Origin of the sequence: Hymenobacter latericoloratus (assembly GCF_014199535.1) — a bacterium.
Taxonomy (GTDB): Bacteria; Bacteroidota; Bacteroidia; order Cytophagales; family Hymenobacteraceae; genus Hymenobacter; species Hymenobacter latericoloratus.
This window is the reverse complement of record NZ_JACHNV010000003.1, coordinates 370,449-394,478: the sequence shown is the minus strand read 5'-3', so window position 1 is coordinate 394,478 and position 24,030 is coordinate 370,449. Positions and strand designations below refer to the sequence as shown.

The 24,030-nt window shown below is 56.3% G+C and carries 21 protein-coding genes; 13 read left to right on the top strand and 8 right to left on the bottom strand.

Annotation, left to right across the window (positions count from 1 at the left end; genetic code table 11):
• The first annotated feature begins 5 nt into the window (after positions 1 to 5).
• The 10 genes from GGU46_RS12145 (at position 6) to GGU46_RS12100 (ending at position 8,766) form a co-directional block, all read left to right on the top strand.
• Positions 6 to 605, top strand: coding sequence for a hypothetical protein (locus tag GGU46_RS12145; protein WP_183403802.1), 600 nt, complete (start codon positions 6 to 8; stop codon positions 603 to 605).
• Positions 606 to 615: 10 nt separating this feature from the next.
• On the top strand, positions 616 to 1,278 hold the full coding sequence (locus tag GGU46_RS12140; RefSeq protein ID WP_183403801.1) for a hypothetical protein: 663 nt from the start codon (positions 616 to 618) through the stop codon (positions 1,276 to 1,278).
• Positions 1,279 to 1,414: 136 nt separating this feature from the next.
• The gene (locus GGU46_RS12135) at positions 1,415 to 3,244 is read left to right on the top strand and encodes a type VI secretion system Vgr family protein (protein ID WP_183403800.1); all 1,830 of its coding nucleotides are present in this window, start codon (positions 1,415 to 1,417) and stop codon (positions 3,242 to 3,244) included.
• Between the two features lie 37 nt (positions 3,245 to 3,281).
• Complete coding sequence (locus tag GGU46_RS12130; protein WP_262890942.1) at positions 3,282 to 4,892, top strand: polymorphic toxin-type HINT domain-containing protein; 1,611 nt, start codon at positions 3,282 to 3,284, stop codon at positions 4,890 to 4,892.
• Positions 4,893 to 4,903: 11 nt separating this feature from the next.
• Positions 4,904 to 5,353 carry an SMI1/KNR4 family protein gene (locus GGU46_RS12125; protein WP_183403798.1) on the top strand — a complete coding sequence of 150 codons (450 nt, stop codon included), beginning with the start codon at positions 4,904 to 4,906 and terminating at the stop codon, positions 5,351 to 5,353.
• Between the two features lie 5 nt (positions 5,354 to 5,358).
• A complete protein-coding gene (locus tag GGU46_RS12120) occupies positions 5,359 to 5,802 on the top strand; it encodes an immunity protein YezG family protein (RefSeq protein ID WP_183403797.1) in 444 nt (147 codons plus the stop codon).
• Between the two features lie 64 nt (positions 5,803 to 5,866).
• A complete protein-coding gene (locus GGU46_RS12115; protein WP_183403796.1) occupies positions 5,867 to 6,586 on the top strand; it encodes a polymorphic toxin-type HINT domain-containing protein in 720 nt (239 codons plus the stop codon).
• Between the two features lie 36 nt (positions 6,587 to 6,622).
• On the top strand, positions 6,623 to 7,246 hold the full coding sequence (locus tag GGU46_RS12110; RefSeq protein ID WP_183403795.1) for a hypothetical protein: 624 nt from the start codon (positions 6,623 to 6,625) through the stop codon (positions 7,244 to 7,246).
• Positions 7,247 to 7,311: 65 nt separating this feature from the next.
• Entirely contained in the window at positions 7,312 to 8,205 is an 894-nt protein-coding gene (locus tag GGU46_RS12105) for a polymorphic toxin-type HINT domain-containing protein (RefSeq protein WP_183403794.1), read from the top strand.
• 18 nt (positions 8,206 to 8,223) lie between these two features.
• The gene (locus GGU46_RS12100) at positions 8,224 to 8,766 is read left to right on the top strand and encodes an SMI1/KNR4 family protein (RefSeq protein ID WP_183403793.1); all 543 of its coding nucleotides are present in this window, start codon (positions 8,224 to 8,226) and stop codon (positions 8,764 to 8,766) included.
• A 213-nt stretch (positions 8,767 to 8,979) separates the two neighbouring features.
• Here GGU46_RS12100 and tssD read toward each other — a convergent pair whose 3' ends face one another.
• The 3 genes from tssD to GGU46_RS12085 form a co-directional block, all read right to left on the bottom strand.
• Positions 8,980 to 9,381 carry a type VI secretion system tube protein TssD gene (gene tssD / locus GGU46_RS12095; RefSeq protein WP_073287881.1) on the bottom strand — a complete coding sequence of 134 codons (402 nt, stop codon included), beginning with the start codon at positions 9,379 to 9,381 and terminating at the stop codon, positions 8,980 to 8,982.
• A gap of 104 nt (positions 9,382 to 9,485) precedes the next feature.
• On the bottom strand, positions 9,486 to 10,856 hold the full coding sequence (locus GGU46_RS12090; RefSeq protein WP_183403792.1) for a DUF5458 family protein: 1,371 nt from the start codon (positions 10,854 to 10,856) through the stop codon (positions 9,486 to 9,488).
• 62 nt (positions 10,857 to 10,918) lie between these two features.
• Positions 10,919 to 11,359 (bottom strand): type VI secretion system contractile sheath small subunit, encoded by a 441-nt coding sequence (locus GGU46_RS12085; RefSeq protein ID WP_110980201.1) that lies wholly within the window; start codon positions 11,357 to 11,359, stop codon positions 10,919 to 10,921.
• Between the two features lie 316 nt (positions 11,360 to 11,675).
• Here GGU46_RS12085 and GGU46_RS12080 point away from each other — a divergent pair, with 316 nt between their 5' ends.
• Entirely contained in the window at positions 11,676 to 14,213 is a 2,538-nt protein-coding gene (locus GGU46_RS12080; protein WP_183403791.1) for an ATP-dependent Clp protease ATP-binding subunit, read from the top strand.
• Positions 14,214 to 14,360: 147 nt separating this feature from the next.
• Here GGU46_RS12080 and GGU46_RS12075 read toward each other — a convergent pair whose 3' ends face one another.
• The 5 genes from GGU46_RS12075 to GGU46_RS12055 all read right to left on the bottom strand — a co-directional run bounded on the left by GGU46_RS12075 (position 14,361) and on the right by GGU46_RS12055 (position 19,728).
• Positions 14,361 to 16,208 carry a type VI secretion system baseplate subunit TssF gene (locus tag GGU46_RS12075; protein ID WP_183403790.1) on the bottom strand — a complete coding sequence of 616 codons (1,848 nt, stop codon included), beginning with the start codon at positions 16,206 to 16,208 and terminating at the stop codon, positions 14,361 to 14,363.
• Between the two features lie 36 nt (positions 16,209 to 16,244).
• Positions 16,245 to 16,670, bottom strand: a complete 426-nt coding sequence (locus GGU46_RS12070; protein ID WP_183403789.1) for a GPW/gp25 family protein — start codon at positions 16,668 to 16,670, stop codon at positions 16,245 to 16,247.
• Between the two features lie 42 nt (positions 16,671 to 16,712).
• Positions 16,713 to 17,615 (bottom strand): hypothetical protein, encoded by a 903-nt coding sequence (locus tag GGU46_RS12065; RefSeq protein ID WP_183403788.1) that lies wholly within the window; start codon positions 17,613 to 17,615, stop codon positions 16,713 to 16,715.
• A 30-nt stretch (positions 17,616 to 17,645) separates the two neighbouring features.
• Positions 17,646 to 18,821 carry a hypothetical protein gene (locus tag GGU46_RS12060; protein WP_183403787.1) on the bottom strand — a complete coding sequence of 392 codons (1,176 nt, stop codon included), beginning with the start codon at positions 18,819 to 18,821 and terminating at the stop codon, positions 17,646 to 17,648.
• Positions 18,822 to 18,888: 67 nt separating this feature from the next.
• Complete coding sequence (locus tag GGU46_RS12055) at positions 18,889 to 19,728, bottom strand: TssN family type VI secretion system protein (protein ID WP_183403786.1); 840 nt, start codon at positions 19,726 to 19,728, stop codon at positions 18,889 to 18,891.
• 253 nt (positions 19,729 to 19,981) lie between these two features.
• On the opposite strand from GGU46_RS12055, the gene GGU46_RS12050 reads away from it, so the two are divergent.
• A complete protein-coding gene (locus tag GGU46_RS12050) occupies positions 19,982 to 20,977 on the top strand; it encodes a hypothetical protein (RefSeq protein ID WP_183403785.1) in 996 nt (331 codons plus the stop codon).
• Positions 20,978 to 21,123: 146 nt separating this feature from the next.
• Entirely contained in the window at positions 21,124 to 23,901 is a 2,778-nt protein-coding gene (leuS, locus tag GGU46_RS12045; protein ID WP_183403784.1) for a leucine--tRNA ligase, read from the top strand.
• The last annotated feature ends 129 nt before the right edge of the window (positions 23,902 to 24,030 follow it).

Below are 24,030 nucleotides of genomic sequence, written 5' to 3'. Positions count from 1 at the left end.
GGCTTATGCAGAAAATCCTTGTCAGCTTAGGGAACGGGGCGCTGGTGCTGAGTCTTTGCCTGGGGCTGGGCTGCACTGAAAAAAGGGAACCAGCTACTGCTAAGGCTACTTCACCTACTCCGGAACGCACTCCCAGCGTAGTAGAGGTGGTAGGGCACTATGCTGTCCAAATAGCGAAAGGAACCCGTCTGACCACTCCTGCTAGTCGTTTTTATGGCGGCGACACCTTGCCTAGCCTGAACTCAGACAGCACCATGTACATCCTCACTCCGGGTACTTGCACCGTCACGGCCATCCTGAATGCCGAGCAACAGCTAGAATCCGTTTACATCACGGCGCGTAAAGACCCACAGGCAGAGGCCCCGGAGGTAGCCTCCCTCCCTGAACCAGAGAGATTAGTTCGGTTAGGGGAACTGCGCCGTGTTTTCGGCGAAGGCCAGATCAAACCAGCCGTACTCAGACGGCAGGAAGAATGGCGGCGCTATCCAGTGGAGTTCAGCTACTTGCTTGCCCCCGGTGGTCGGGAAGCCAGAATTCGGGCCATGATGTTTACTCCTGAGTATTCCGACTCCGCCATGGTGCATTCTATCTCGGTAGAGAAATAAAGCAGCTGCTATGCTACACCAACTGTTTCCAAAAGCACAACAGAGACGACTAGAACCCGCAACATACCGGGAGACCATCGTTCGCACCCTGTGCGTCTTCACCGGAATAGCCCTGCTTCTAGGTGGTGTATTCAGTTGCGGTCCTACATCCGATTCAAAAAACATTGTCCTTTCCAAACCACCTCACCCCACCCCAGTGCAGGCAGTAATCCACTATGCCCATCAGATGGCCCGTAGGGCGCGTTTTACTACGCCCAAAAGCCGCCAGTATGGCAATGGAACTATCTCACATTCAGACAATAGTTTCTTTACTATAGTTTTATCTGATTATACAGTACAGGTATATATGAACCAAGAGCAGCAACCTGAAACTGTATTCATCTCAGCCTATCACCCTGCTCCTAGCTCTGATACGGCGCAAAACAAAAAGGTTTATCCTGCTCCGCCAGATCAGCTAACAGCCTTGGGAAATCTACGGCACGTGTTCGGGCAGGGTAAGGCAGGTCCGGTTATGGAAGTAAAAGATGCTCGCTGGCAGAGGCACCCTGTCTTATTTGACTATCACCCCTCTGCTAAGGGAAGGCAAGTGCAGATTAGAGCCACCATGCCTGCCCCCAACTACCCCGATTCATCAATGATTCACAGCATTATGCTGTCAGCCTATGAACAATAGTATTCCTTATCCACATTACTTTGTACGCGTATTTTCCAGGGCAACTAACTCCGCCAGCGCACGAGCTCAACCCTGATATCAGCATAACCCTACCCTCCACCTAACGCTAGTTGTTGCACATTCCTTTCTCACGTATATGGCACTACAGGTAGATACCCGCATTCAGATTGGGGGTAAAGAAATTCTGGAGTTTACCAGCTTATCCATTAGTCAATCCTTGTTCGGGCACCATCATTTCAGCCTGAACATCCCCTTTGATCGGCTGGAGGGCAACACGGGCACCTTCCTCTCGAAGGCGCACAAGGAGCTGTGCGGCAAGAGCATCACCATTTCGTTCGGCACCGCCGACGATTTGCTGGGCGCTTTGGGCAACGGCGGCAAAACCGACTTCGACTTCGCCTTCCAGGGCATTGTCACGCAGATAGAGGTAGGCAACCAGGGCGACCTGACCGGCTCGTTTCAGGTGCAGGGCTACAGCCCCACCTACCTGCTGGAAGACGCTCCCGTGCGCCGCACGTTCCTGAAGCAAGGTTTGGCGGCCATTTTCAAGAAAGTGCTGCAGCCCTACCCCGCCGACCTGCTGGGCCTGCGCGCCCAGCCCAAGCACACGGCCCCCATTCCCTACCTGGCGCAGTACGACGAAAGCAACTTTGCCTTTCTGCACCGCCTGGCCGCCCAGTACGGCGAGTGGTTTTATTACGATGGCAAGCAGCTGCAGCTGGGCCGGCCCGCGGGCAAGGAAATCGACTTTATCAGCGACGGGGTGCGCGCCTCTTTTAACCTGAACATCTCGCTGCGCCACTCGGCCTTTGTCGTGTCGCAGTACAACCTGCAGCAGCACAAGACCCTAAAGTCCTCGTCAGCCTCGCAAAGCGTGAGCTGGCTGGGGCAGAACCCGTTAGCCAGTTTTGCTCTCTCGGAGTCGGAGCGACTGTTCCCGAACCCCATGCAACTACCCTCAGTGGTAGCCCTCGACAGCCAGGCCACCGCCGAGCAGGTAGCCGCCCGCTATAAGTCGCAGCACGCTACCAACCTGGTAAGCTGCAACGGCTGGGGCGAAAACCCCGACATGCAGCTCGGTAGTGTCATCAACGCCTCGGGGGTAGGGCTGGGCAGCTACGTGGAAAGCGAGGAGTCGTTTGGCAAGTACTTTATCACGTCCATTGTGCATACGGTGGATGAGCTGGGCAACTACACCAACATGTTTGAGGCCGTGCCGTGGTCCTCGGAGCACCCGCCCCTGGGCCCCTACCGCGCTCAGCCCGTGGGTCATCCCGAACTGGCCGAAGTATTTGATTTGCAGGACCCCGAGCGACTGGGCCGGGTGCGCGTGCGCTACTACTGGCCCGTAGAGAAACCCGCCGACGCCGAAAGCGACTGGGTACGCATCAGCACGCCCTACTCCGGCGACGGGAAGGGCCAGCTGTTTACTCCGGAGGTAGGGTCGCAGGTATTAGTTGGCTACGAGCATAACCGCGCCGAGCAGCCCCTGATTCTGGGCAACCTCTTCCACCCCAGCAATAAGCAGGGCGCCAAGTACACCAACCCTCAGAACAACCTGAAGGGCCTGCAGACTGCCGGGGGCAACAAGTTTGTGATGACCGACACGGCCGGCCAGCAGAAAATCGTCATTTCCAACTCCAACAACAAGGGCACCGCTATTGAGGTTGGCTTCAACGGCGACGGTAGCGTGAACATTAAGAGCAACGGCCCGATCAGCCTTACGGCAGGCGGAGATATTCTTCTGAATGCGCAAAAGGATATTACCCTAACCGCCGGCAATAATATTACCCTCACGGCTAAGAAGAACGTAATGGTCACGGCTCAGGAGGAAGCAGTAGCCTTAGAGGCTAAAATGGCGCTGGACATGGTAGCCGAAGACCTGACCGCTGATTTCCGCAATAACCTGACGATCAACGCCAGTGCCCAGGCAAAGATCAAGTCTCAGGATACCGATATTATTTAATTTGGTCGAATTCGTGCGTTACTTCTAATCGTCGTTTATGCCGCATCCGCTCGAATATATAACTACCGGGGCCTTACTCCAGTGCAGTGAGGGCATGGTACCAATGCCCTTCCAGACCACGCCGCGCACCAGTAAAATTGCGGGGCTACAAGCCGGGAACGCGCTAGACAAGGTGCCAATCGCCAATATTCCCTCCTTCATCATCTGCAAAAAGCTCACGCAGCAGGCCGGGGGTACACCCGTGCCATGCGTACCCGCTCCCACCCTTTGGCAGGACACGTATCCGGCCAAAGTAGGTGGGGCCGAAACGCTTCTGTTCCGATCCTGCATCAACTGCCCTTTGGGGCAAGGCAAAATTGAGTTTCTGACCTCGGGCCAATTACCGATGCCGCCCGAGATGAGCCAGCAGATTAAGGAAACCCGGGAAGAGGCCGACGAAGCTCTCAAACAGGCAGAGCTGGAAAAGAACTCGGTGGGCGAGGCCGGCCTGCTGGAGGGCATGATTCCGCTGTGGGGTTCGGGCCGGGACCTAATCCATGCCGCCCAAACCGGCGACAAAATGGGCGTGGCCCTGAACGCGGCCTTCTTGGTCTGGGACGTGGCCTCAGTAGCAGCGGGGGTGCTGACCTTCGGCACGGCCACGGCCGCCATGATGGGGGCCAAGGCCGGCGTGCGCACCGCTCTGAAAGCCGGCGCCAAGGTAGCCGCCGGCCTGGCCAAAAAGCAGATGGCCGCCCTGGCCCTGAAGAGTGCCGCTCTCAAGAATGGACTCAAAGCGGGCGTACGCTCCTTTGCCGCCAAAATCCCGCGTATCTGCGTGACAGCCTGCTTCCCGGCCGGTACGCCCGTGGCCGTGGAGGGGGGCTACAAAAACATCGAGGACATCAAAACGGGCGACTTGGTCTGGTCCTGGCACGAAGAAACGGGGGATCTGGCCCTCAAGCCGGTGCTGCACACGATGAGCCGGCAGAGCGATGCACTGGTGCAGCTGCGCCTGGGTGCAGATGTGGTGCAGGCTACACCCGAGCACCCGTTCTGGGCCAATGGCACCTGGAAAGTAGCCGGCGAGCTGGTGGTGGGCGACGCCGTGCTGCGCTCCGACGGGCTGACCATGCCCGTGAGCGAGGTCAGCCACCACACCGAACAGCCTACCACAGTCTACAACTTCGAGGTAGCCGACTGGCACACCTACCTTGTCAGCTGGTGGATGTTCGTTGTGCATAATGCTACTGTTTGTCTCAGCAAAACATTAAAGTCTCTTAAAACGGCAGGTGGAAAAATTATTACGAATAGTAAGTACCGTGGGAAATTAAATCCAATTGCTAAAGCTAAGGGCTTCAAGATACCTGTAAAGAAAAATGGTTACCCTGATTTCAGTAGCTATCTTTATAATGGACCAGGTAAGAACAGTGTTACTATTGAGATGACTGGTAAATACAGCGACGACTTTGCAGAAGCTAATAGATTAGCCGGTCATAAGACCACCCCCCCCGACCACACTTGGCATCATACAGAGGTTGTTAACAAAAAAGGGAAAAAGCTTTACAATGAAATGCAATTAGTGCGAACTGATGCCCATCAAGCAGCACGACATTCGGGGGGTGCTCAACTCTACCGCGACATAACAAAAAGCACAGGTTACCGCTAATCAAAGCTTGTATGCAAATAGAAAAAAGTAATTTGTTTGGGCCAGTCAACCCAAAGGATATTGTTGATTTTGAAGAAGCCAATGAAATTCTACTTCCGGACGACTACAAAGACTTTCTTCTACACCATAACGGTGGGCGCCCAATACCTAACCAACAACCTGAAGTTAATACCGATGTTAACTGGTTATATGGCATGATAGAAGAGCCTGAATGGGCTAGTTTATTTCAAGCCATTGATGTATACGCAGGCCGTATTCCCTCTTGGTATATGCCAATTGGAACTGATTCTGGAGGCAATATTTATATAATGTCTTTGTTTGACAAAAATAAAGGCCTTATAGCGTTATGGTGGCACGAGGAGGAAGCCGAGGAAAACGGTAGCGACTACTTTGGTAATTTGACAGCAATAGCAAATTCCTTCAACGAATTTATAAATTCTTTAGAAGAACGCACCAACTGATGGACATGCACGAAAAACAGGAAATCAATTTCTGCCTAGAGCAAATTTTTCGGATTACAAAAGCATTGGCACCTGAAAATAATTGGAGCTCTATTTATATAGAGGGTTACATTGTAGGATCTATTACTGAAGTAAAATCATGGTATGTTCTACAAAATACAGAAACCAGAATAGAATTTGAAACATTTGATTTAGACTATATCAATGAGGATACTAAAAATAACAATATAGGTAATTTCATAGAAAAGTTACGTGAATTAACTTATCATCCTAACAAAGGAGCATGGTATACTATAAGTATTGAATACACTCAGAATAACAAGCCGCTGACAGCCTATAATTACTCAGATATTCCTGCCTTTGAGGAACCCTTGCCGCTTGCGATTTACAAAAAAGACCTAAAGCTATTTCCTCGTCCTACGGAAGCAATTCCTAGCTGGCTTGTATAGCTTTTAAGCTGTACCCCGTGTAGTATCTCAATCACGGCGGGGTACTGAGCTTCGGCACGGCCACATGATGCAGCGCGAGTCGGATGCACTGGTGCAGCTGCGCCTGGGTGCGGATGTGGTGCAGGCTACACCCGAGCACCCGTTCTGGGCCAATGGCGCCTGGAAAGTAGCCGGCGAGTTGGTGGTGGGCGACGCCGTGCTGCGCTCCGACGGGCTGACCATGCCCGTGAGCGAGGTCAGCCACCACACCGAACAGCCTACCACAGTCTACAACTTCGAGGTAGCCGACTGGCACACCTACCTCGTCAGCTGGTGGATGTTCGTCGTCCATAATGCCACCGTGTGCTTCGCCGATCTAGCTCGTGCTGGAGTAAAGTATGTGCAGAATATTCTTAAGGGTAATCAGTTCAACAAGCTGATGGAAGAACGCATCATTGATGGTGCACACGAGGTTTGGTTGAAAGGCATGAAAGTGCGATTAGATACTTACATTCCAAATAAGAAGATTATTTCGCGTAAGGCTACCCAACTAGCTGAAGTTACCGAAACCACTGCCAAGAAGTACATCGACGAAATAACTAAGAAATATAAAGCAGGCTCAGAAGTACAAAATGCTGAGCGAGCTGGTTCAGAGAAGCTAAAAGGAAAATATGTATTACAGGTTCCTAAACAGGAGCAGCCTATACCAAAAGAAATTCTAGAATACGCTAAAAAGAAGCGAGTAACAATTGAATCAGTAGATGATATTACTGATACTATGCTTCGTTGGTGGGAGAAACCTTGATAGGAGCGCTAATTTTATTTTCTTTTCATTTTTTCAATGAAACAGTACACTTACGATTTACATATGTGGAATGACGCATATGGTGAAATGATGAACATAACTGATACGTTAGATTTCTATCGTACTAGTTACGAAGATGAGTTGCCGCGTAAAGAGCTTGATGTACACTTATCAGCACTTGATACATGGGCTGCTTATGCTCATCAACATCGTCTACTTTATCATGTTTATGTGCGGCTCACTGCGACTGGGCAATCTTATGCTAACGTCATTCTCAATGAGGGCAATGTTATTGTTAGTTTTTTAGATGGCTATAACCGTGAGTACTTGATCTATACCTTCTTAGGGACTGAGCACGACAAGTTGTTTTTGCAGAGTTTACATTACTTTGAGTATGCTGATGAAACTTGGTGTACACCCGCAGAAAGTATAGCTGACACACAATACATCTTCACATTCCAAGGCCATTTAACGGTCAATCGCGAGTATGAGAAAGCTGATGGTCAACGTTACCGTAGTCAACAAACGGCAACACACTCTGTTGATATAACTCCTAATTGGGAGCCCTATCCCGAGCTAGGAGATTATGCAGGGGTAATTGAACTAAAACGTTGGGGTGATCAGGGCTCTATTGTACCACTAATAGATGAGGCGATCTAGGCTTGTAAAAAGCCCTTTACCCTAGTTCCGTCCTAGTCTGGGACGTAGCCTCAGTGGCGGCGGGGGTGCTGACCTTCGGCACGGCCACGGCCGCCATGATGGGGGCCAAGGCCGGCGTGCGCACCGCTCTGAAAGCCGGCGCCAAGGTAGCCGCCGGCCTGGCCAAAAAGCAGATGGCCGCCCTGGCCCTGAAGAGTGCCGCTCTCAAGAATGGACTCAAAGCGGGCGTACGCTCCTTTGCCGCCAAAATCCCGCGTATCTGCGTGACAGCCTGCTTCCCGGCCGGTACGCCCGTGGCCGTGGAGGGGGGCTACAAAAACATCGAGGACATCAAAACGGGCGACTTGGTCTGGTCCTGGCACGAGCAAACAGGGGACTTAGCTCTCAAGCCCGTCGTGCACACGATGCAGCGCGAGTCAGATGCGCTGGTAGAGTTGCGCCTGGGTGCGGATGTGGTGCAGGCTACACCCGAGCACCCGTTCTGGGCCAATGGCGCCTGGAAAGTAGCCGGCGAGTTGGTGGTGGGCGACGCCGTGCTGCGCTCCGACGGGCTGACCATGCCCGTGAGCGAGGTCAGCCACCACACCGAACAGCCTACCACAGTCTACAACTTCGAGGTAGCCGACTGGCACACCTACCTTGTCAGCTGGTGGATGTTCGTCGTCCATAATGCCACCGTGTGCTTCGCCGATCTGGCTCGTGCTGGAGTAAAGTATGTGCAGAATATTCTTAAGGGTAATCAGTTCAACAAGCTGATGGAAGAACGCATCATTGATGGTGCACACGAGGTTTGGTTGAAAGGCATGAAAGTGCGATTAGCCATTGGCAACTTATTCCGCACGCTGAACAGCAAAGGCGGACAATTACGTCAGGCCAATGGCACGCGCTACCACGATGATGTCGAAGGCAGCTTGGTGAGCAAAACCCTGCTCAACGGGCAGCAGTGGCACTACTACTGAGTTTAAAAAGAAGCTCCTATGTCTATTTTCGACAGGCTAAGAAAGAAATCTATTACACAATTTGATAATGCTTACCTAACAGCGCATCGGTTCACCGACGGCAAAGGCTTCCCGCCCTCCTATATCGACTTTGCTACCCACTTGGGCTGGGGAAGGCTCTGCGGCCTGTTTCTGATCTATGTTCCTCTCGGCCAACATCCCGATTCATGGACCATTCGTAGCCCTTGCATCAAACAGGCAATGGATAGCTTTTACGAGGAAATGGAGCATGATCCTTTCTTACTTGAACCTGATGGCTATGAAGGGATTGAGCAGTCACTGGTTCCCTTTGCCACGAGTGAGAATGGCGAATATCTGGTCTGGGACTTAGCTCACCGCAGCTCCGATGATGAACTGCCTATCTATGTGCTCGCAGCACGCATGGGAGGAATCCGCTACGGAGCTCCAAATTTGTATGACTTTGTGGAAAGGTGTGAGAATGATGAGGCGGTTAAATCAATGTTAGGCCCTGGCTACGCAAAGCTGCCTTTGATATTTGAGCCGTTGCCTCTAGAACGTTGAGATTAGTGGCAAACGCCATATTCGCACAACCACGCAACTTCTGATTGACAACTAAGCTCATTTGCTTAGTGTCTTGCGGCCAGCAGGCCCGTTCAAGGTGAAAACAATAGGTAAAGCGCGTGGCGTCATTCTTACTTTGGTAGGAAACCTGGAACAAGCAAAAAGCCTCTGCAAACTATGCTGCAGAGGCTTTTTAACCAATCTAAGGAGTGGTTATACCCATTTGTTGTCTAGTACAGCGCCATTGGCGTTGATCTTGTTAGCCGAAATGGTTAGGCTCAGGGTCATAGAAGTGTTAGTGTCAGCGCCGCGGGCATCAAAGTGCTCGGCGTAGCTTACGCAGTAGGCTTCCTCGAAGGAGATTTCCTTCAGGGTGGAGTCCTGGTCAATGCGCTTGAAGGTGATTTTGCCGCTTTCGCGTTTGTAGGGGTCCAGCATCCAGCTCGTCAGCGAAGCGCTGTCGGTTGAAACAATTGTCACTTTAATAGTGCCGCCCTGCACCTTTGACGAAGGACGCCCTTTGTCATCGATGGCTTGATCGAAGGAGTAGCTGCAGCTTACTACTTCGCAGTCACCGCTGCCAGCGGCGTTAAAGAATGCACTGAATGAGGCCATAATAAAATGTGTAAGGGGTTAAAAATGAAAGGAAGGGAATGAAAAATACGGTACTCTTTTACTGCTATCTAGCTTGAGCAGGTGTTACTCAGCCGCAACCCAGGCTATTGCTGCTTGTATTCAGCGTTCCAGTCGCGGTTAGGGTCGTTGGGGTCATCGCCTTTGGTGCCGTCCAGCGACACCAGGAAGGTTTTGGCCGGGAAGTAGGGTACCATGTGGATGTCGAGCAGGATGCGGTCCTTCTGGTTAGGGTCCCGCTCAAACTTCTTGATGGAGAACTTCTCAATCAGCTTACCAGGGCCGGCAATGCCATCCAGGAAGCGCACTACCTGGCTCTGGATGTCCATGCGCATGTTGTGGTCCCAGTTTTCGAAGGCGCGGCGGTTCAGGAAGTCAATCAGCACCTTAGTTACGTAGTCGAATACCCGAACCACGGAGTAGGTCTGCAGGCCGATGTTGTCGCCGTTGAAGAGGGTTTTGGCGGAGAAGGCCATAACCCGGCCGTACTCGTTCACCATGGGCACCAGGCCCAGCTTTTCGAGGTTGGCAATTTCGCTTTTACGGAGCGGGAATCGGACACCATCTACTTCATTCAAAGTACCGTGCTTGCGCCCGGCCGTTACCTGGGAAGCCAGGGTGCTGTAAATGCGCCCAGCCAGCGCCGAGGATGGGGGTACGAACAGGTCTTCCTCCTCGCCTACCTCCTCCAGCTTGCCCCGTCCTACCAGCCAGTTACAAGCCATGATGATGTTGGACTTGTGTGCCTCGGCGCCCGTCAGGTTAGCTTCCTCAAACAGCTCAATTACGTCGTCGGGGGTGTCGTAGTGCTCAAAATCGGTGACCATCATCACCTTGTTTTTGTGCGCAATCTTGGCCCACTTATCAATCACCTTGTTGGAACCCAGGTAACCGGGCACTACCAGCAGCGAGTAGTTGTCGCGCAGATCGAGGCGGTCGTAATTCTGTTCCAACTCATTGGACACCGCATCAATAAAGGTGGTATTGTCCAGGTCCTGCAGCTGGTCTTTATCCGCGTTCAGGATGGAAATGTTCTTCACCTCGTCCTGATCGGTGTTGCGGTAGAACAGCGCCACGGAGCGGTACGACTGCTCCATATCGTGCGTGGCCTCAATGGCCTTGCGCAGGTTATCCGTCAGCTGGTTGGTAGAAGACTCTACCTGATCCTCGCATTGCTGCACGGCGTCGGCTACGGAATCGGCCTTGCTCAGCATCTCGTGCCAGAGGGCCAAGCGCTTTTTCAGCTGCTGGCGGTCGGCCTTTTTGCTGTCTTCCGTCAGGAAAATCTTTTTGCGAGCCTTTTTCTCAGGGTTGAGGTTGGAAGCGCCATCGATGGTAGTTTCCAGCAAATCGAAACCGCCAAATTTGGCTAAAGCCTGGGCGTTTTCTTCAAGACGAGGGGCAAGCTCCCGCTCCCGTGAGTGGGTAGCAGAAGAAGCGTTTTGTTCGGTTGCCATAGAGGGGAATTTCTATCGGATGATGAGCGAATAGGGCGAGCGGATACAATAATCCGGGCCAGCTAGTCCAGCTCGCTGATCATGGCCTGAATGGCCGCCAGGAAGGCGGCCTTGGTTTCAGGGGTTTCCAGCGCCGATTTCAAGATTTTGTTGGACTTTAGCTGCCGTAGCAGCTTCTGCAGATCGTCGGTCTGCGTGCTCAGGTCCTGCAGAAAATTGCTCTGGTTGATGATGCCTTTCTTGCCGAAGTCGCCGAGCGACTCGAATTGCAGGTTCTCCGTTACGGTAGAGCCATCTTCCCGGTCAAACTCTACTTCTACGGAGGGCTTGAAGTGGGCAAATACAGCTTCGGGAGTACGCAGGCCTTCTACAATCTGGGCGCGCAGCGGTGGATCAGAGGTGAGCTTTTGCACCAGCAGGGTGCGGTTCAATGGAATATCTGAAATGGACTCCTGGGCACCATCCTGCTTCCGCTCCTGCCCTCCTATTCCGTAATTAAACATACGTTGTAGTGTTTAAGCTAAACCAACCTGTATCAGGGTATTGGCAGAAAGCTTTACGTGCTTTTCCGGCCGTAAGGTACAGGAATTTGAAAAACTACCTAAAATAAAACACACAAATCTCAATTAAATAATATACAAAATCCTATATGCTAGCCTATTGGCAAGATGCTATTATGTAAAAGAAAAACCATGTATTTACATCGAATTACCTGCCAATACGGATATTCTCCTACCTTACCGCGCCGGTTATATGCCAGCCCCTGGCCTTGCTTGCTTTAAGGCCACTCTATCTTTCCTTTTATCCTGCTTTCTAGTAATGTCTTACACCGATGAGTTAAAGCGCGCGCTGCATATCGCTCAGGCAGTAGCCCACGAATATCGGCACGAATACTACGCCGCCTCTCACCTATTTACGGCCCTGCTCCACAATGAAATAGGGTTGGCTTCGTGGCTGGCGGTGGAGCTGGGCAAGGATATTCACTACCTGCGCGAATGGGCCGAAGTACGACTGGAAAGCCTGCCGAAAGCCGTGCGCCCCCCGGAGCTGCCCGGTGCCGACAAGGAAATAAAGGCCATTCTGGAAGTAGCTGACTTAGTAGCGCTGCAGCTCTCCAAAGAAGAAACGGACCCGCTGTGCGCCTTGGCCGCTGTGCTGCGGCCGGGCCTGGTGTACACGCCCGAGCAGCTAAAATCCCTCCCCCTCACCCAGCGTGAAGTGATGGAAGCGGCCGAGCCGGCCAGCTTGCAGCCGGTAGCCGTAGGCGCTGATGGGCAGGCTACTACCCCCCTCTCAGACCGTACCCCCACCGGTAAGGCTGGCGCCCTGGCCACGTACTGCGTCAACAAAACAACTCAGGCGGAAAGCGGAAAGCTGGACCCCATTGTGGGGCGTGACCGGGAAACGCGGCAAATGGCCGAGATTCTGGGGCGGCGCACCAAGCCTAACGTACTGCTGGTAGGCGAGCCGGGGGTAGGAAAATCGGCGCTGGTGGAAGGCTTTGCCCAGCAGATTGTGCAGAAGAAAGTGCCTGGCCACCTGCAGCAGGTAGCGCTGTTTGAGCTGGACCTGGGTACGCTGGTGGCGGGAGCGTCGTACAAAGGCGAGGTAGAGGACCGCATTAAAAGCGTACTGAGCGAAATCAAGCAGTACCACCGGGCCATCCTCTTTATCGACGAAATCCATGTGCTGCTTGACCCCAAAGGCTCAGCGGGCGCGGGCATAGCCCAGCTGCTGAAGCCGGAGCTGGCCCGCGGCGAAATCACGGTAATTGGGGCCACTACCAACGACGAGTACCGCCAATACATGGAGGCCGATGAGGCCTTCAACCGCCGCTTCGATGTGCTGCGGGTGGAAGAGCCGAGCATGGTGGTGGCCGAGCGCATGGTGGAAAGTGTGCTACCCTACTACGCTGCTCACCACGGCCTGCAGGTAGGCGAAGGCACGGTGGCCGAGGCCGTGCGCCTGGCCAAACGCTACCTCAAAGACCGGCAGCTACCCGACTCGGCCATTGATCTGGTGGACCGCACCATGGCCGCTATCCGGATGCTGGACGAGCATGCCAGCGCCGAGCTGCGGCAGCTCCAGCAGGATTTCGACACCTTGGTGGCCCGGCAGCCCGAGCTTACAGCCCCCGATTACCTGAAAGAGCTGCGCTGGTTTCTCTATCAGGTGCAGAACCAGGTTAGTCACCTATGGCTCAATCAGCTCGACCAGGAACAGCAGCCCGAGGCTTTGGAAACTGCTGAAGCCCTGGAAGCCTACGTGCGGGAATTGCTGGCAGCCGTGGTAAACCTTTCAGGCACCAAGAAGGACCGGGTGGAGCGGACGGATATTGCCGCCGTTGTGTCGGGCAAAACGGGTATTCCGCTGGGCAAGCTGCAGAGCAATGAGCGGGACAAGCTGCTGAACATGGACCAAACCCTGCAGCAGCGCGTAGTAGGCCAAAACCATGCCGTGAAGGCCCTGTGCGAGGCCATTCTGGAGTCGCGCTCCGGCCTCACGAAGGCCGGGCAACCCATTGGCTCCTTTTTCCTGCTGGGCCCTACCGGCACGGGCAAAACCGAGCTGGCTAAGTCTTTGGCCGACTTCCTGTTCAACGACGAGTCCTTCCTGATTCGTTTTGATATGTCGGAGTTCAAGGAAGAGCACTCGGCGGCCCTGCTTTACGGAGCCCCTCCCGGCTACGTGGGCTACGAGGAAGGCGGTTTGCTGGTCAATAAAATTCGGGAGAAGCCGTACTCGGTGGTGCTCTTTGATGAAATCGAGAAGGCCCATAGCTCGGTGTTCGACATCTTCCTGCAGATTCTGGACGAAGGCCGCCTGCACGACCGGCTGGGGCGGGAAGGTGACTTTTCGAATGCCGTCATCCTGTTCACCTCCAACATTGGCAGTGAGCAGATTATCCAGTCGTTTGGCGCGGGGCAGATACCGGCTACCAGCACGCTCATGGAAACCATGAGCCGCTACTTCCGTCCCGAGTTTCTGGCCCGCCTCACGGAAATAGTGCCCTTCGCGCCGATTTCGGAGGAAAACGTGGTCCAGATCTTCGACATTCACCTGCGCCCCCTGCAGGAGCAGCTCAAGCGCCAGGGCATTACGCTGGAGCTCACGCCCGAAGCCCGCAGCTACCTGGCCCTGCTGGGCTTTACGCCGCGCTACGGAGCCCGCCCCATCAAAGGCGTCATTCGGCAGCAGCTCCGCCGCCCCATTTCCCGGATGATTATTGCCGGCGAGGTAGGCAAAGGCTCCGTCATCTCGCTGGATAAGCTGCCGGACGCCGAAGACCTCACCTGGCAGATTGAAGCCTCCGAAGAACCCGCAGAACAGCCCAGCGTAGCCGAGTCAATCGGCTAGCCCGGTGGCTGCCATTACCGGAGGCAAGCTCTTGGCTTGAAGCATTTAATAACCACCGCTTTTCCAACAAAGCGAAATCAGCCGTTGGGCCACCGTTGTTGTAACGGCCCGGCGGCTGATTTCGCTTGTTGTCTGTCGCTGACTTTACTACCCCGCCGCGGGCAGTAAACTCACCTCGTAGGGCAGGTTCATGGCCGATTGGCTGGCTAGCAGCACCTGTAGCTCGTGGGCGGCGCGCTGCCACTCCGGCCCCGACATGCGGCTGGTAGCTGCGGGAGTCAGCTGCACCCGGATGCAGCGCACAAAACCGGCCGTGGGCGAGCCGCCCGTGCGGAAGCCTTTCTCGATGTGCACCTGGCCGAGCTGGCTGCCCAGCTCGGCCCAGCAAGCGGCCCGGATGTCCTCCAGCGTAACGATGCGGTTGCGGCTGAGCAGGTTTCTGCGCAAGGCGAAAACCCGTTCCTCGGGCCGGGGCCGTTCCCGCCCCCCGGTGGTAGTAGTTACTAACTGCACGGCATCCACATAGTGCCCATCGTACACCTGCAGAAGGCTGCCGTTGGGAATGCGGTTGCCAGCCTCCCCGTCGCTCGACCAGTATTCCAGGTACACGCTGTCGGTGGCGTCGCGGGGGCGAAGCATGACGTAAGGAGCCGGGTCGCCGGTTTGCCCGATGTCGGCTTGGCCCATGCGTTCTTCCAGCCGGGCCAGACTTTGGTTGAGTTCCCGCAGGGTGTTGGCCACGAAATCGGTGCCGGTGGCTGTGAAGGCGCGGCTTTCGTCGCGAAGCAGCTCCAACAATTCCAGCAGAGCCTCCTTGCCCGAGCGCGCATCAAACCGCCCCGCCCCGTACCGCAGGGTGTAGGTGTCGGTGTCGTGCTCGTCAAGCGTGCTGAGGGTGGTAGAGCGGAATACGACGTTGCGCAGGCTGTATATCTCCTTGATGGCCAGAAACGCTTCCTCGGAGGCCAGCGGAAAGATGTTCAGGGCGGGTTGCAAACGGAATAGCTGCTTGTTGAGCCGGCGGTTCAGCACCGGAAAGCAGTTGACTCCGCAGGTAACGGTTGCCAGCGCTTCGGGGGGTAGGGCGTGCGAGAAGCGCACCTCCAGCCAGATCAGCGGCTGCGTCAGCGTTTCCAGCACTTCCGGGGCAAAGCGAGCGGCCAGGGCCGCCGGGAAGGTTTCGCGCAGATATAACTGCAGCTCGGTGCCCGGACCCGACTGCATCCGCACAAAGCCCGGCGCATACAGCTGCCGGACCTGTTCTTCTACCCGCTGCAGAAAATCATACTCCTGGTGAAGCAAGGGCTCCGCATCTGGGGCGGCCGCCCGCAGGCCCTGGGCTGCGTTCAGCGGAAGCCCACCCAACAGCCACGTTTCGCCGGGCAGGTAGGTCAGGTAGGCCTCACGGCGGGGCTCGTTCAGCCAGTCGAAGTAAAAGGACAGGTCGGCCAGGGATGCTACCTCGGGGGTGAGCTCCAACCCTATCCAGAGGCGGCGGTGCTCGGCGGGCTCGGGGCGGGTGGCCGCGGCCAGGGGCCGCTTCTGCCCTACTTGCTCCACCCGCCACACGTGGTCGTCGGTGGCGAGGTAGCGCACGGCCCCATCCACCAGGCGCGTCTGCTGCAGAGGCGAAAAGAAGGTGGCCGAAGCACTGGCCGAGCGCCCCAGCACGGGCCGCTGAAAAGCAAATTGCGCGTCGGCGGGCAGTTGCAATACGGGCTCCCGGGGCGAGGCCTGCGCAATGGCGTGGGCGGGCCGGGGCGCATCTATTACATCGGGGTTCAGCAGGCCCGCCAGGCGCTCTACTAGCCGGTACTGGGTGTTATTGATTTCCTGCCCGATTTTTTCCAGCTCTACGGCGCAGGCTTCCAGCAGCAGCTGCACCAGGGGGTCAAAACCATCCAGATCTGCCTCGCTGTAGCCCCACATTTCGGCCGCTTTCTGGGTCAGGCGACTTTTAATTCCGGCTTTAGTAAAATCCTCGGATGGGTGCATAACGAGCAGGTAGCAAACTAGAAGCAGAGCTTCTTTCTATACAACGGAGAGCGGCGCCACAAACAGGCTGGCCCGGAAGGCAAAGGGCTCGTTGGTGCGGCGCAGCACGGCGCGCACGGTCACCTCCAGCCTTTTCCGGATGCGCTGATTGACGCCTTTCAGCTCAAAATCCTCAATGCCCACGAGCACCTTCACTTGCTCCAGGCGCGGCTCACGGTCGGCCACCAGTTGCTCCACGGAGCGCTGCACGTTGTCTTTCCAGCGCATGTTGGTCATGGCCTCGAAATCCTGCTGCCACACCACGCAGCCAAAGCCCGGGTCAAATCGTGATTCGCCGAAGTGGGTGGTCAGCATCAGGTACAGGTGCTGGGCAATGGACTCCTGCACCGAGCAGCGGGCCAAAGGCTGGCGCTGCAGCAAGTCCTCGAAATTCAGCGGCAGGCGGTAATACTCGTTGCTCATGCGCGGTTGTTCTGGGGGTAGCGGCAGGTCGGAACGGTCGGGCTATTTATAGCCAAAAATGCCCCGTTTGCGGCCCAGCTCCTTGTCAATGGAGTCAATCATCTTCTCCACGCTGGCTTTCATATCCTCGGAGCTGGGGTTCTGCAGAATAGCCACAAACCCCTTCCGCGACTGTTCCAGCATTTCCTTGCGCTGCTCTTTGCTCATGCCCGCTGACCGCAGGCGCAGGCAGTCGGCATTGGCAAAGTTTACCTGGTCGGAGAGCAGCGCTACTTGCGTGAGGCTCTCCTGCAGGCGGCGCTGCAGGTCGGCCGCGCGGGCGCTACCCCCACCTCCGCCGCCGGAGCCGCTGCCTCCCCCCCCGCCACCCATCATCACTGGGGCCGGCCGGTTGGCGGCGGCCGCCTGGTAGGTAGCCAGCAGCTGCTTGGTTTGCGCCAGCTCGGCAGCCATTTCTTCCTTGCCCGACACGTCAATGCCCTTTTTATCCAGGGACTGGCGCAGGAAATCAACGGTACTGCGGTTGCTGCGGAACAGGTCGAAGTCGCGCAGGATGTTGTGAGCCAGGCGCTTGTTGGTCAGGAACTGCATCTGGGTGGAGTCGCGGCGCAGCTCGCTCAGGGTTACGGCAATGGCGTTGAGGTAGTCCTGGGTGCGCTTGTTCAGGTCGCCCACTACCAGGTCGTTGCTTTCCGTACGCAGCTGGCGGTCGGTCAATTCAATGCGCTGCAGGTGCGAGGTAAGGGTATCCAGCTGTACCAGCAGCTTGTGCTGCTCGTCGCGGGTGCGCTCCAATTCTCGCTTCAGCTTTTGGTTTTCTTCGGCAATGGAGCCGTCGGAGAACAGGTAGTAGGAGGCTACCAGGGGCAGGGCCAGGGCCAGCACGTAAAACAGCGCGAATTTCCAGAGGCGGGTATTGCGTTCGGCGTGGTTGAGGGGTTTCATGCGAGGGGGCGGGCTAACGGGCCAGAGAGCTTAGAAAGGATTCCACCGCGAAACGGGCTTTTCCGGCGCAACGGCCGGGGCCACGGGGTTTTCGTTGATGAAGGTTTTCCAGCCTTCCTTGTTCTTACCGATGTACTCCAGCTGGGTGAGCTGCCGAAAAATAGTAGCCAGCAGCTGCCAGAGCGACAAGTGCTGGGCCAGGTGCTCGTGCACGCGGTGATGGTCGTAGCGCATGGTGACTACCCCCTGCAAGGCGTTGAGCAGGATGGCCGGCACCGTTTCCGACCATTGCTCGATGTATTTCAGTAGCTCTTCCCGCTCAGCTTCCGTCAGGCACTCCAGGGTGGTTTTCACCTGCTTGCCCATCCGCATCAGGGCATCCAGCAGATAAATCGGCGGCTGCTCGGCGGCACTCAGCGAGAAGCTGGTCAGGTGCTGAGCCAAAGCAAACACGGTACGCTCGGCCAGGAAATGCACATGCTCGCTGAGGGCGCTTTTTTTATCGGCGCGCAGCTTCACTTTATGAATGACTTTGAAGGCGTCCGTTTCCACCTCCTGCAGCACATGCTCCAGCTGGTGTAGCCACTTCAGCAGGTCGGGGTGGCTGGACAGGGCCGTGCTGGGCGGAATGTAGCCCGCCACCACGCGCAGCGCTCCTTCGGCGTAGAGCAGCTCCCCTATCACCAGATGAAACGAGCTGACCGCCGACGTATTCACCTGCTGGGTAGGCACAATGCTAAGCTGGTACTCCGGGCGGGTGTAGGGGTGCCGGGGCGGCACCTCCTCTACCGCCGGCTGCCCCATGGGCACGCGCACGTAGGGGTTTACGGATACGACGACACTGAAACGCAGCTGCTCCGTAGCGGTCAGGTTAAAGTCCTGCAGCAGCTGAGCCAGGCTGGTGTGCAGGGTCAGGGGCTCGTTGGCACTGGTAATTTCAATGCGGGCGCCGCCGGCCGTAATGGCCCGGCAGTACAGCAACCTAGCCTGTATTTCCTGCTGCTGATTTACGTTCAACAGCAATTCCAGGGAAGGCAGCCCGTGGCTATTGGCGGGGAGCAGGCCGTAGCGGTGGGCGCTAAGCCCCACGGCGGTAGCGTCGCGGAGGTGCTCGGTGGTAAACTGTTCAAGCTCGGTGAAATGACGGCGGGATATTTTCATCCCATCAACCCAGTTCACGGGGTAGTGCTTGATTTCGGGTAGCATAGTAAAACAGAAAGGAAGGATAGAGAGCGGGGCAAGTTAGGCAAGCGGCGGCGGAACCAGGCCGAGCCTAGCGGGGCACGCGCCGGGCCACGATAATGTCGCCCTGCTTCAGGAAGTTGTCGCGGAAGCTATAGTCGGGGTCGAGGTAGCGGCGGGGCTTCCACCAGGCCTGCTTGGCGTAGAAAATCCACCCAAACGGCTGCCCCTGCTCATCCAGGTACTGCAGCGACTGATCGGGCTTCAGAGCGTTGTAGTCGGTCAGGAAGATGTGGAACAGGTCGCCCAGGTGCATTTCATACGGCGCCTTCGACGAAAAATCGTGGTAGAGCGACTCCCCAAAGCGGCGCGACATCCAGAAGTGCAGCACCATAAAGTTGCTCAGATCCATGCGCGCCAGATCGGGGCCCTGCGCGTTGGCCTGGTAGTGCCAGAGCTTGTAGTACTTCATCGGAATCCGGTTCCAGGCCCGGTACGCCTCGTGGAAGAAGTACGGAATAACGGCGGCCAGCGTGGCCGTAATAAAGGCTGTGGGCGGAGTGCGGTCTTCCAGGTTGGGTACCCAGACCAGCAGAGCTATGCCCAGGGCTCCGGCCATCCAGGCCAGCACCGTCATAACGGTGCCGTGCACCCAGTTGTCCTCGTCAAACCAGGCAAGCCAGCGGCGCTGCGCAAACAGGTGAAGGGTTCCGAGCAGCAAGGAAACCGCCTGCACCAGCAGGAAAGTGACTTTGTAGGAAAACGGGCTGTAAACGGCTCCGGCCCCCATCAGGGCAAACAACAGCAAGCTGCCCAGCAGATACAGAAAAACGCTGATGAAGGTAGGGTTCTGCTGCAGGCTCGAGCGTGCATTCGACAGCAGATTGCCTGCCGCGCTGCGGGCCTGTGCTTGGGGGTTACTATTCAGCATTTGTGCTACTATGGGTAATGGATAAGGATGAGGTCGGGGAGAAAGCCGGCGCGGAAAGAATGCCGCCCGAACTTCTGGCCGATTGTATAATATTGACGACCTGAAAGCCTGATTAACGTACTCCGCTTACCTGAGTTAAGAGAATCAGAGCGTTGGTTCCGGCTTTTTCAGTACTAGCCAATCGATTGTAAGTTGTCAGAAAAAAGATAGTATGCCAAACCCCAGCGCGGATGTATTTCATTTTGATACTCGATTGATTCGTGCCGCCCTACCCCCTGCTTCGGCCCCAACTGCTACACCCGTGGTCCTCCTGCAGCAGCTGCGTCGCCAAGGGTTTGATCTGCGCCTGGAGGTAGTCCTCGGCGATTTGCTGGCCCATGGCTACCGCTTCAATGACTTCATTATCCGGCCGGTGAGCCTGTTTGCCCGCCGCTACCGGGCTGATATTGGTACGGTAAGCGAGGAGCAGGCCGAGCGGTGGCAAGACCCTAAAACCGTGGTGGAGGTACACCGCGAAGGCCTCTACGACGCTTTACCCCAGCAGCTGTTTCACCAGCCTGGCAACCCCAACCAGCACGGCGTGCGCAGCATGGTGGAAGATATTCAGGCCCAACGCCGCCGCGAAAAGGCTACGCGCCGCTTTTTCGCGCCTTTTGAGCAGGAGTTCTACCGCTTCCGGGTGCTGCTGGAGGAAGAAGAGCGGCACTACATGACCAGTATTTCGGGGCAGTGGTATAATGAGGTACTGGCGCGCTTCTGGGAGCTGGACCGTACGTTTCCTGCTCAGCATATTGCCACCCTGCTCTACCTGCTACCCCTGGCCCACCGGATTGTCGGCGACCTGCCCCGCACCCAGCAAGTATTTGAAAGCATTCTGGGCGTGCCCGTGCGCCTGCGCCCGGTGGCCCCGCTGCATTTCGCCCCCGAAGCCTTACCTGCGGGTTCAACGAGCCAGGGCGCAACCCTCGGCTTTGGCGAGCTGGGCCGCGACTTCGTGCTGAGCGGGGGCTACCAGGAAACCCTGCCGGCGCTGGAAATCCGCTTGCTTCACCTCTCGACCGCCGAACTGGAGGTGTACTTAGATACTACCTCCTGGCAGTCGCGGGCACTGGACCTGCTGTGCCGGTATTTTATTGCCTTTGAAACCGACGTGGTGATGCGCTACGAAATGGCTCCTAGCAGCGAATCTTTCGTCCTGTCCGACACCGGCGAAACGGCCGTACTAGGCTACACCACTGCCGGGTTGTAACGAACAGCTCTCATAATAGCGCCACTACCCCGGTCCAGTCCGTTTCCTACCCCTGGGAGAACCCGCAGCTGAGCCCGGTATGGAACAGCATTAGCCATTCCCGCCAATTGCCCGTATTTTCGCCGGCTACAACGAAGCTGTACATCATGCCCGGTTACCATCCCCAGGATATCGAGAAGAAGTGGCAAGCCCACTGGAAAGAGCACAATACCTTTAAGGCTGAAAACCAGCCGGATAAGCCCAAATACTACGTACTGGATATGTTCCCCTACCCCTCCGGGGCAGGGCTGCACGTAGGCCACCCACTAGGGTACATCGCCTCCGATATTGTGTCGCGCTACAAGCGCCTGCAGGGCTTTAACGTGCTGCATCCCATGGGCTTCGACTCGTTTGGCCTGCCCGCCGAGCAGTACGCCATCCAGACCGGTCAGCACCCTGCTATTACCACCGAGCAGAACATCGACACCTACATCCGGCAGCTTAACTCCCTGGGGTTCAGCTACGACTGGAGCCGGGAGGTGCGCACCTCTGACCCCAGCTACTACAAATGGACGCAGTGGATTTTCCTCAAGCTGTTCAATAGCTGGTATAACCTCGACACTGACCGTGCCGAGCCGATTTCGGAGCTTACGAAGCGGTTTGCCGAATCGGGCAGCGAGGAAATTCGCGCGGCCGGCGACGAGGAAGAGCGGCAGGTTTTCACGGCGGGCCAGTGGCAGCTATTTAACGAAAAGCAGAAGCTCCAGGCCGTCCACTCCTACCGACTCGCCTACCAGTCAGACACCTACGTGAACTGGTGCGCCGGCCTGGGCACGGTGCTCAGCAATGATGAGGTGAAAGATGGCCTCTCGGAGCGCGGCGGGTTCCCCGTGGAACGTCGGTTAATGCCGCAGTGGAACCTGCGCATCACGGCCTACGCCGACCGTTTGCTCCAGGGCCTCGATACCATCGACTGGCCCGAGGCGGTAAAGGAAATGCAGCGCAACTGGATTGGCAAGAGCATCGGGGCCGAGGTAACCTTCGCGGTGCAGGGCCACGAGCAGGCGCAGATCAAGGTGTACACCACCCGCGTGGACACCATTTACGGCGCTACCTTCCTGGTGCTGGCGCCGGAGCACGAGCTGGTTGCCGAGTTGACTACCCCTGAGCAGCAAGCTACTATTCAGGAATACATCGACGCTACGAAGCGTCGCTCGGAGCGCGACCGGATGGCCGATACTAAAACCGTATCGGGCGCTTTTACCGGCGCGTACGCCCTGAATCCCTTCACCAACGAGCCCATCCAGATCTGGATTGCCGATTATGTGCTGGCCGGCTACGGCACCGGCGCCGTGATGGCCGTGCCCAGCGGCGACCAGCGCGACTACGTGTTTGCCAAGCACTTCCACCTGCCCATCGTGCAGGTAGTGGATCAGCAGCAGATTGAGGAGCAGGCCGACCCGACCAAGGAAGGCACCTACCTGCACGGCCTTATTCAGGGCATGGGCTACAAGGAAGCTACGCAAACCCTGATTCAGCAGCTGGAAGAGAGCGGCATCGGCAAAGGCAAGGTGAACTTCCGCCTCCGCGACGCCATCTTCGGCCGCCAGCGCTACTGGGGCGAGCCCATCCCAATCTACTACAAGGACGGTGTGGCCTACGGCGTGGCCGAGGCCGACCTACCCCTGGTGCTCCCGGAAATCGATGAGTACAAGCCTACCGAAACCGGCGAGCCGCCCCTGGCCCGCGCCAAGGACTGGAAGTACAAGGGCCAGTACGACTACGAGCTGAGCACCATGCCCGGCTGGGCTGGCTCCTCCTGGTACTTCCTGCGTTACATGGACCCACAGAATAACGAGCGTTTCGTGGGCCAGGAGGCTGAGCAATACTGGCAGCAAGTAGATCTATATCTCGGTGGTGCAGAGCATGCTACGGGCCACTTGCTCTACTCCCGCTTCTGGCACCTCTTCCTCAAAGACCTCGGCCTGGTAACCGCTCATGAGCCCTTCCAAAAGCTCATCAACCAAGGCATGATTCTGGGCCGCTCGAACTTCGTGTATCGCATCAACGGCACCAACACGTTCGTGACACTAGGCAAAAAAGATCAGTATGAAACCACCGCTTTGCATGTGGACGTGAACATCGTGGAGAACGACGTACTCGACATTAACGCTTTCAAAAACTGGCGCGAGGAGTACGCCAACGCGGAGTTTATTCTTGAGGACAACGGCGCCTATGTATGCGGTGTTGAAGTCGAGAAGATGTCGAAGTCGAAGTATAACGTGGTGAATCCGGACACGCTCATTGAGAAGTTCGGGGCCGATGCGCTGCGCTTGTACGAGATGTTCCTCGGGCCGCTGGAACAGTTCAAGCCCTGGAATACCAATGGCATGAGCGGGGTAGCGGGCTTCCTCAAGAAGCTCTGGCGCCTCTACCACCCCCAGGATGGCGACTTCGCCGTAACCGACGAAACGCCGAAACCTGCTGAGCTGAAGGCCTTGCACAAGGCCATCAAGAAGGTAGAAGAAGACATCGAGAAGTTCTCGTTCAACACCACCGTCAGCGCCCTGATGATTACAGTGAACGAGCTGACGGCCCTGAACACGCACAACCGCGCCGTTCTCGAGCCGCTAGTGGTGCTCATTTCTCCCTACGCCCCGCACTTGGCCGAGGAGCTGTGGCAGAAGCTCGGTCATGAAGCTGGCTCCATCAGCTCGGCTTCCTACCCCGAGTTCCGGGAGGAATACTTGGTGGAAGATACCGTGAACTACCCGGTAGCCATCAACGGCAAGGTGCGCGAGCAGCTGCAATTCCCGGCCACCGCTACCGCCGCCGAAATAGAGGCAGCCGTACGTGCCACCGACATTTTGGCCCGCTACGCCGAAGGCAAAGAAGCCAAGAAGGTAATTGTAGTGCCCGGCCGCATGGTGAACGTGGTAGTGTAACCCCTACCCTCATTGGTTAAAACAAAGGCCTGCCGGATTTCTCTGGTGGGCCTTTTAGTTTCTAGCTAGAGCTAGAAAGTTAGTTCCCCTCCTCAGATGAGGAGGGGTTAGGGGTGGTTGACTACTCGT

Bases quoted from the DNA above. Each gene is read 5' to 3' on its own strand.
- GGU46_RS12070 (WP_183403789.1), bottom strand. From the start codon at position 16,670: ATGAGCAACGAGTATTACCGCCTGCCGCTGAATTTCGAGGACTTGCTG.
- GGU46_RS12100 (WP_183403793.1), top strand. From the start codon at position 8,224: ATGTCTATTTTCGACAGGCTAAGAAAGAAATCTATTACACAATTTGAT.
- GGU46_RS12125 (WP_183403798.1), top strand. From the start codon at position 4,904: ATGCAAATAGAAAAAAGTAATTTGTTTGGGCCAGTCAACCCAAAGGAT.
- GGU46_RS12060 (WP_183403787.1), bottom strand. From the start codon at position 18,821: ATGCTACCCGAAATCAAGCACTACCCCGTGAACTGGGTTGATGGGATG.
- GGU46_RS12135 (WP_183403800.1), top strand. From the start codon at position 1,415: ATGGCACTACAGGTAGATACCCGCATTCAGATTGGGGGTAAAGAAATT.
- GGU46_RS12090 (WP_183403792.1), bottom strand. From the start codon at position 10,856: ATGGCAACCGAACAAAACGCTTCTTCTGCTACCCACTCACGGGAGCGG.
- GGU46_RS12065 (WP_183403788.1), bottom strand. From the start codon at position 17,615: ATGAAACCCCTCAACCACGCCGAACGCAATACCCGCCTCTGGAAATTC.
- leuS (WP_183403784.1), top strand. From the start codon at position 21,124: ATGCCCGGTTACCATCCCCAGGATATCGAGAAGAAGTGGCAAGCCCAC.
- GGU46_RS12115 (WP_183403796.1), top strand. From the start codon at position 5,867: ATGATGCAGCGCGAGTCGGATGCACTGGTGCAGCTGCGCCTGGGTGCG.
- GGU46_RS12130 (WP_262890942.1), top strand. From the start codon at position 3,282: ATGCCGCATCCGCTCGAATATATAACTACCGGGGCCTTACTCCAGTGC.
- GGU46_RS12110 (WP_183403795.1), top strand. From the start codon at position 6,623: ATGAAACAGTACACTTACGATTTACATATGTGGAATGACGCATATGGT.
- GGU46_RS12140 (WP_183403801.1), top strand. From the start codon at position 616: ATGCTACACCAACTGTTTCCAAAAGCACAACAGAGACGACTAGAACCC.
- tssD (WP_073287881.1), bottom strand. From the start codon at position 9,381: ATGGCCTCATTCAGTGCATTCTTTAACGCCGCTGGCAGCGGTGACTGC.
- GGU46_RS12145 (WP_183403802.1), top strand. From the start codon at position 6: ATGCAGAAAATCCTTGTCAGCTTAGGGAACGGGGCGCTGGTGCTGAGT.
- GGU46_RS12075 (WP_183403790.1), bottom strand. From the start codon at position 16,208: ATGCACCCATCCGAGGATTTTACTAAAGCCGGAATTAAAAGTCGCCTG.
- GGU46_RS12120 (WP_183403797.1), top strand. From the start codon at position 5,359: ATGCACGAAAAACAGGAAATCAATTTCTGCCTAGAGCAAATTTTTCGG.
- GGU46_RS12055 (WP_183403786.1), bottom strand. From the start codon at position 19,728: ATGCTGAATAGTAACCCCCAAGCACAGGCCCGCAGCGCGGCAGGCAAT.
- GGU46_RS12080 (WP_183403791.1), top strand. From the start codon at position 11,676: ATGTCTTACACCGATGAGTTAAAGCGCGCGCTGCATATCGCTCAGGCA.
- GGU46_RS12085 (WP_110980201.1), bottom strand. From the start codon at position 11,359: ATGTTTAATTACGGAATAGGAGGGCAGGAGCGGAAGCAGGATGGTGCC.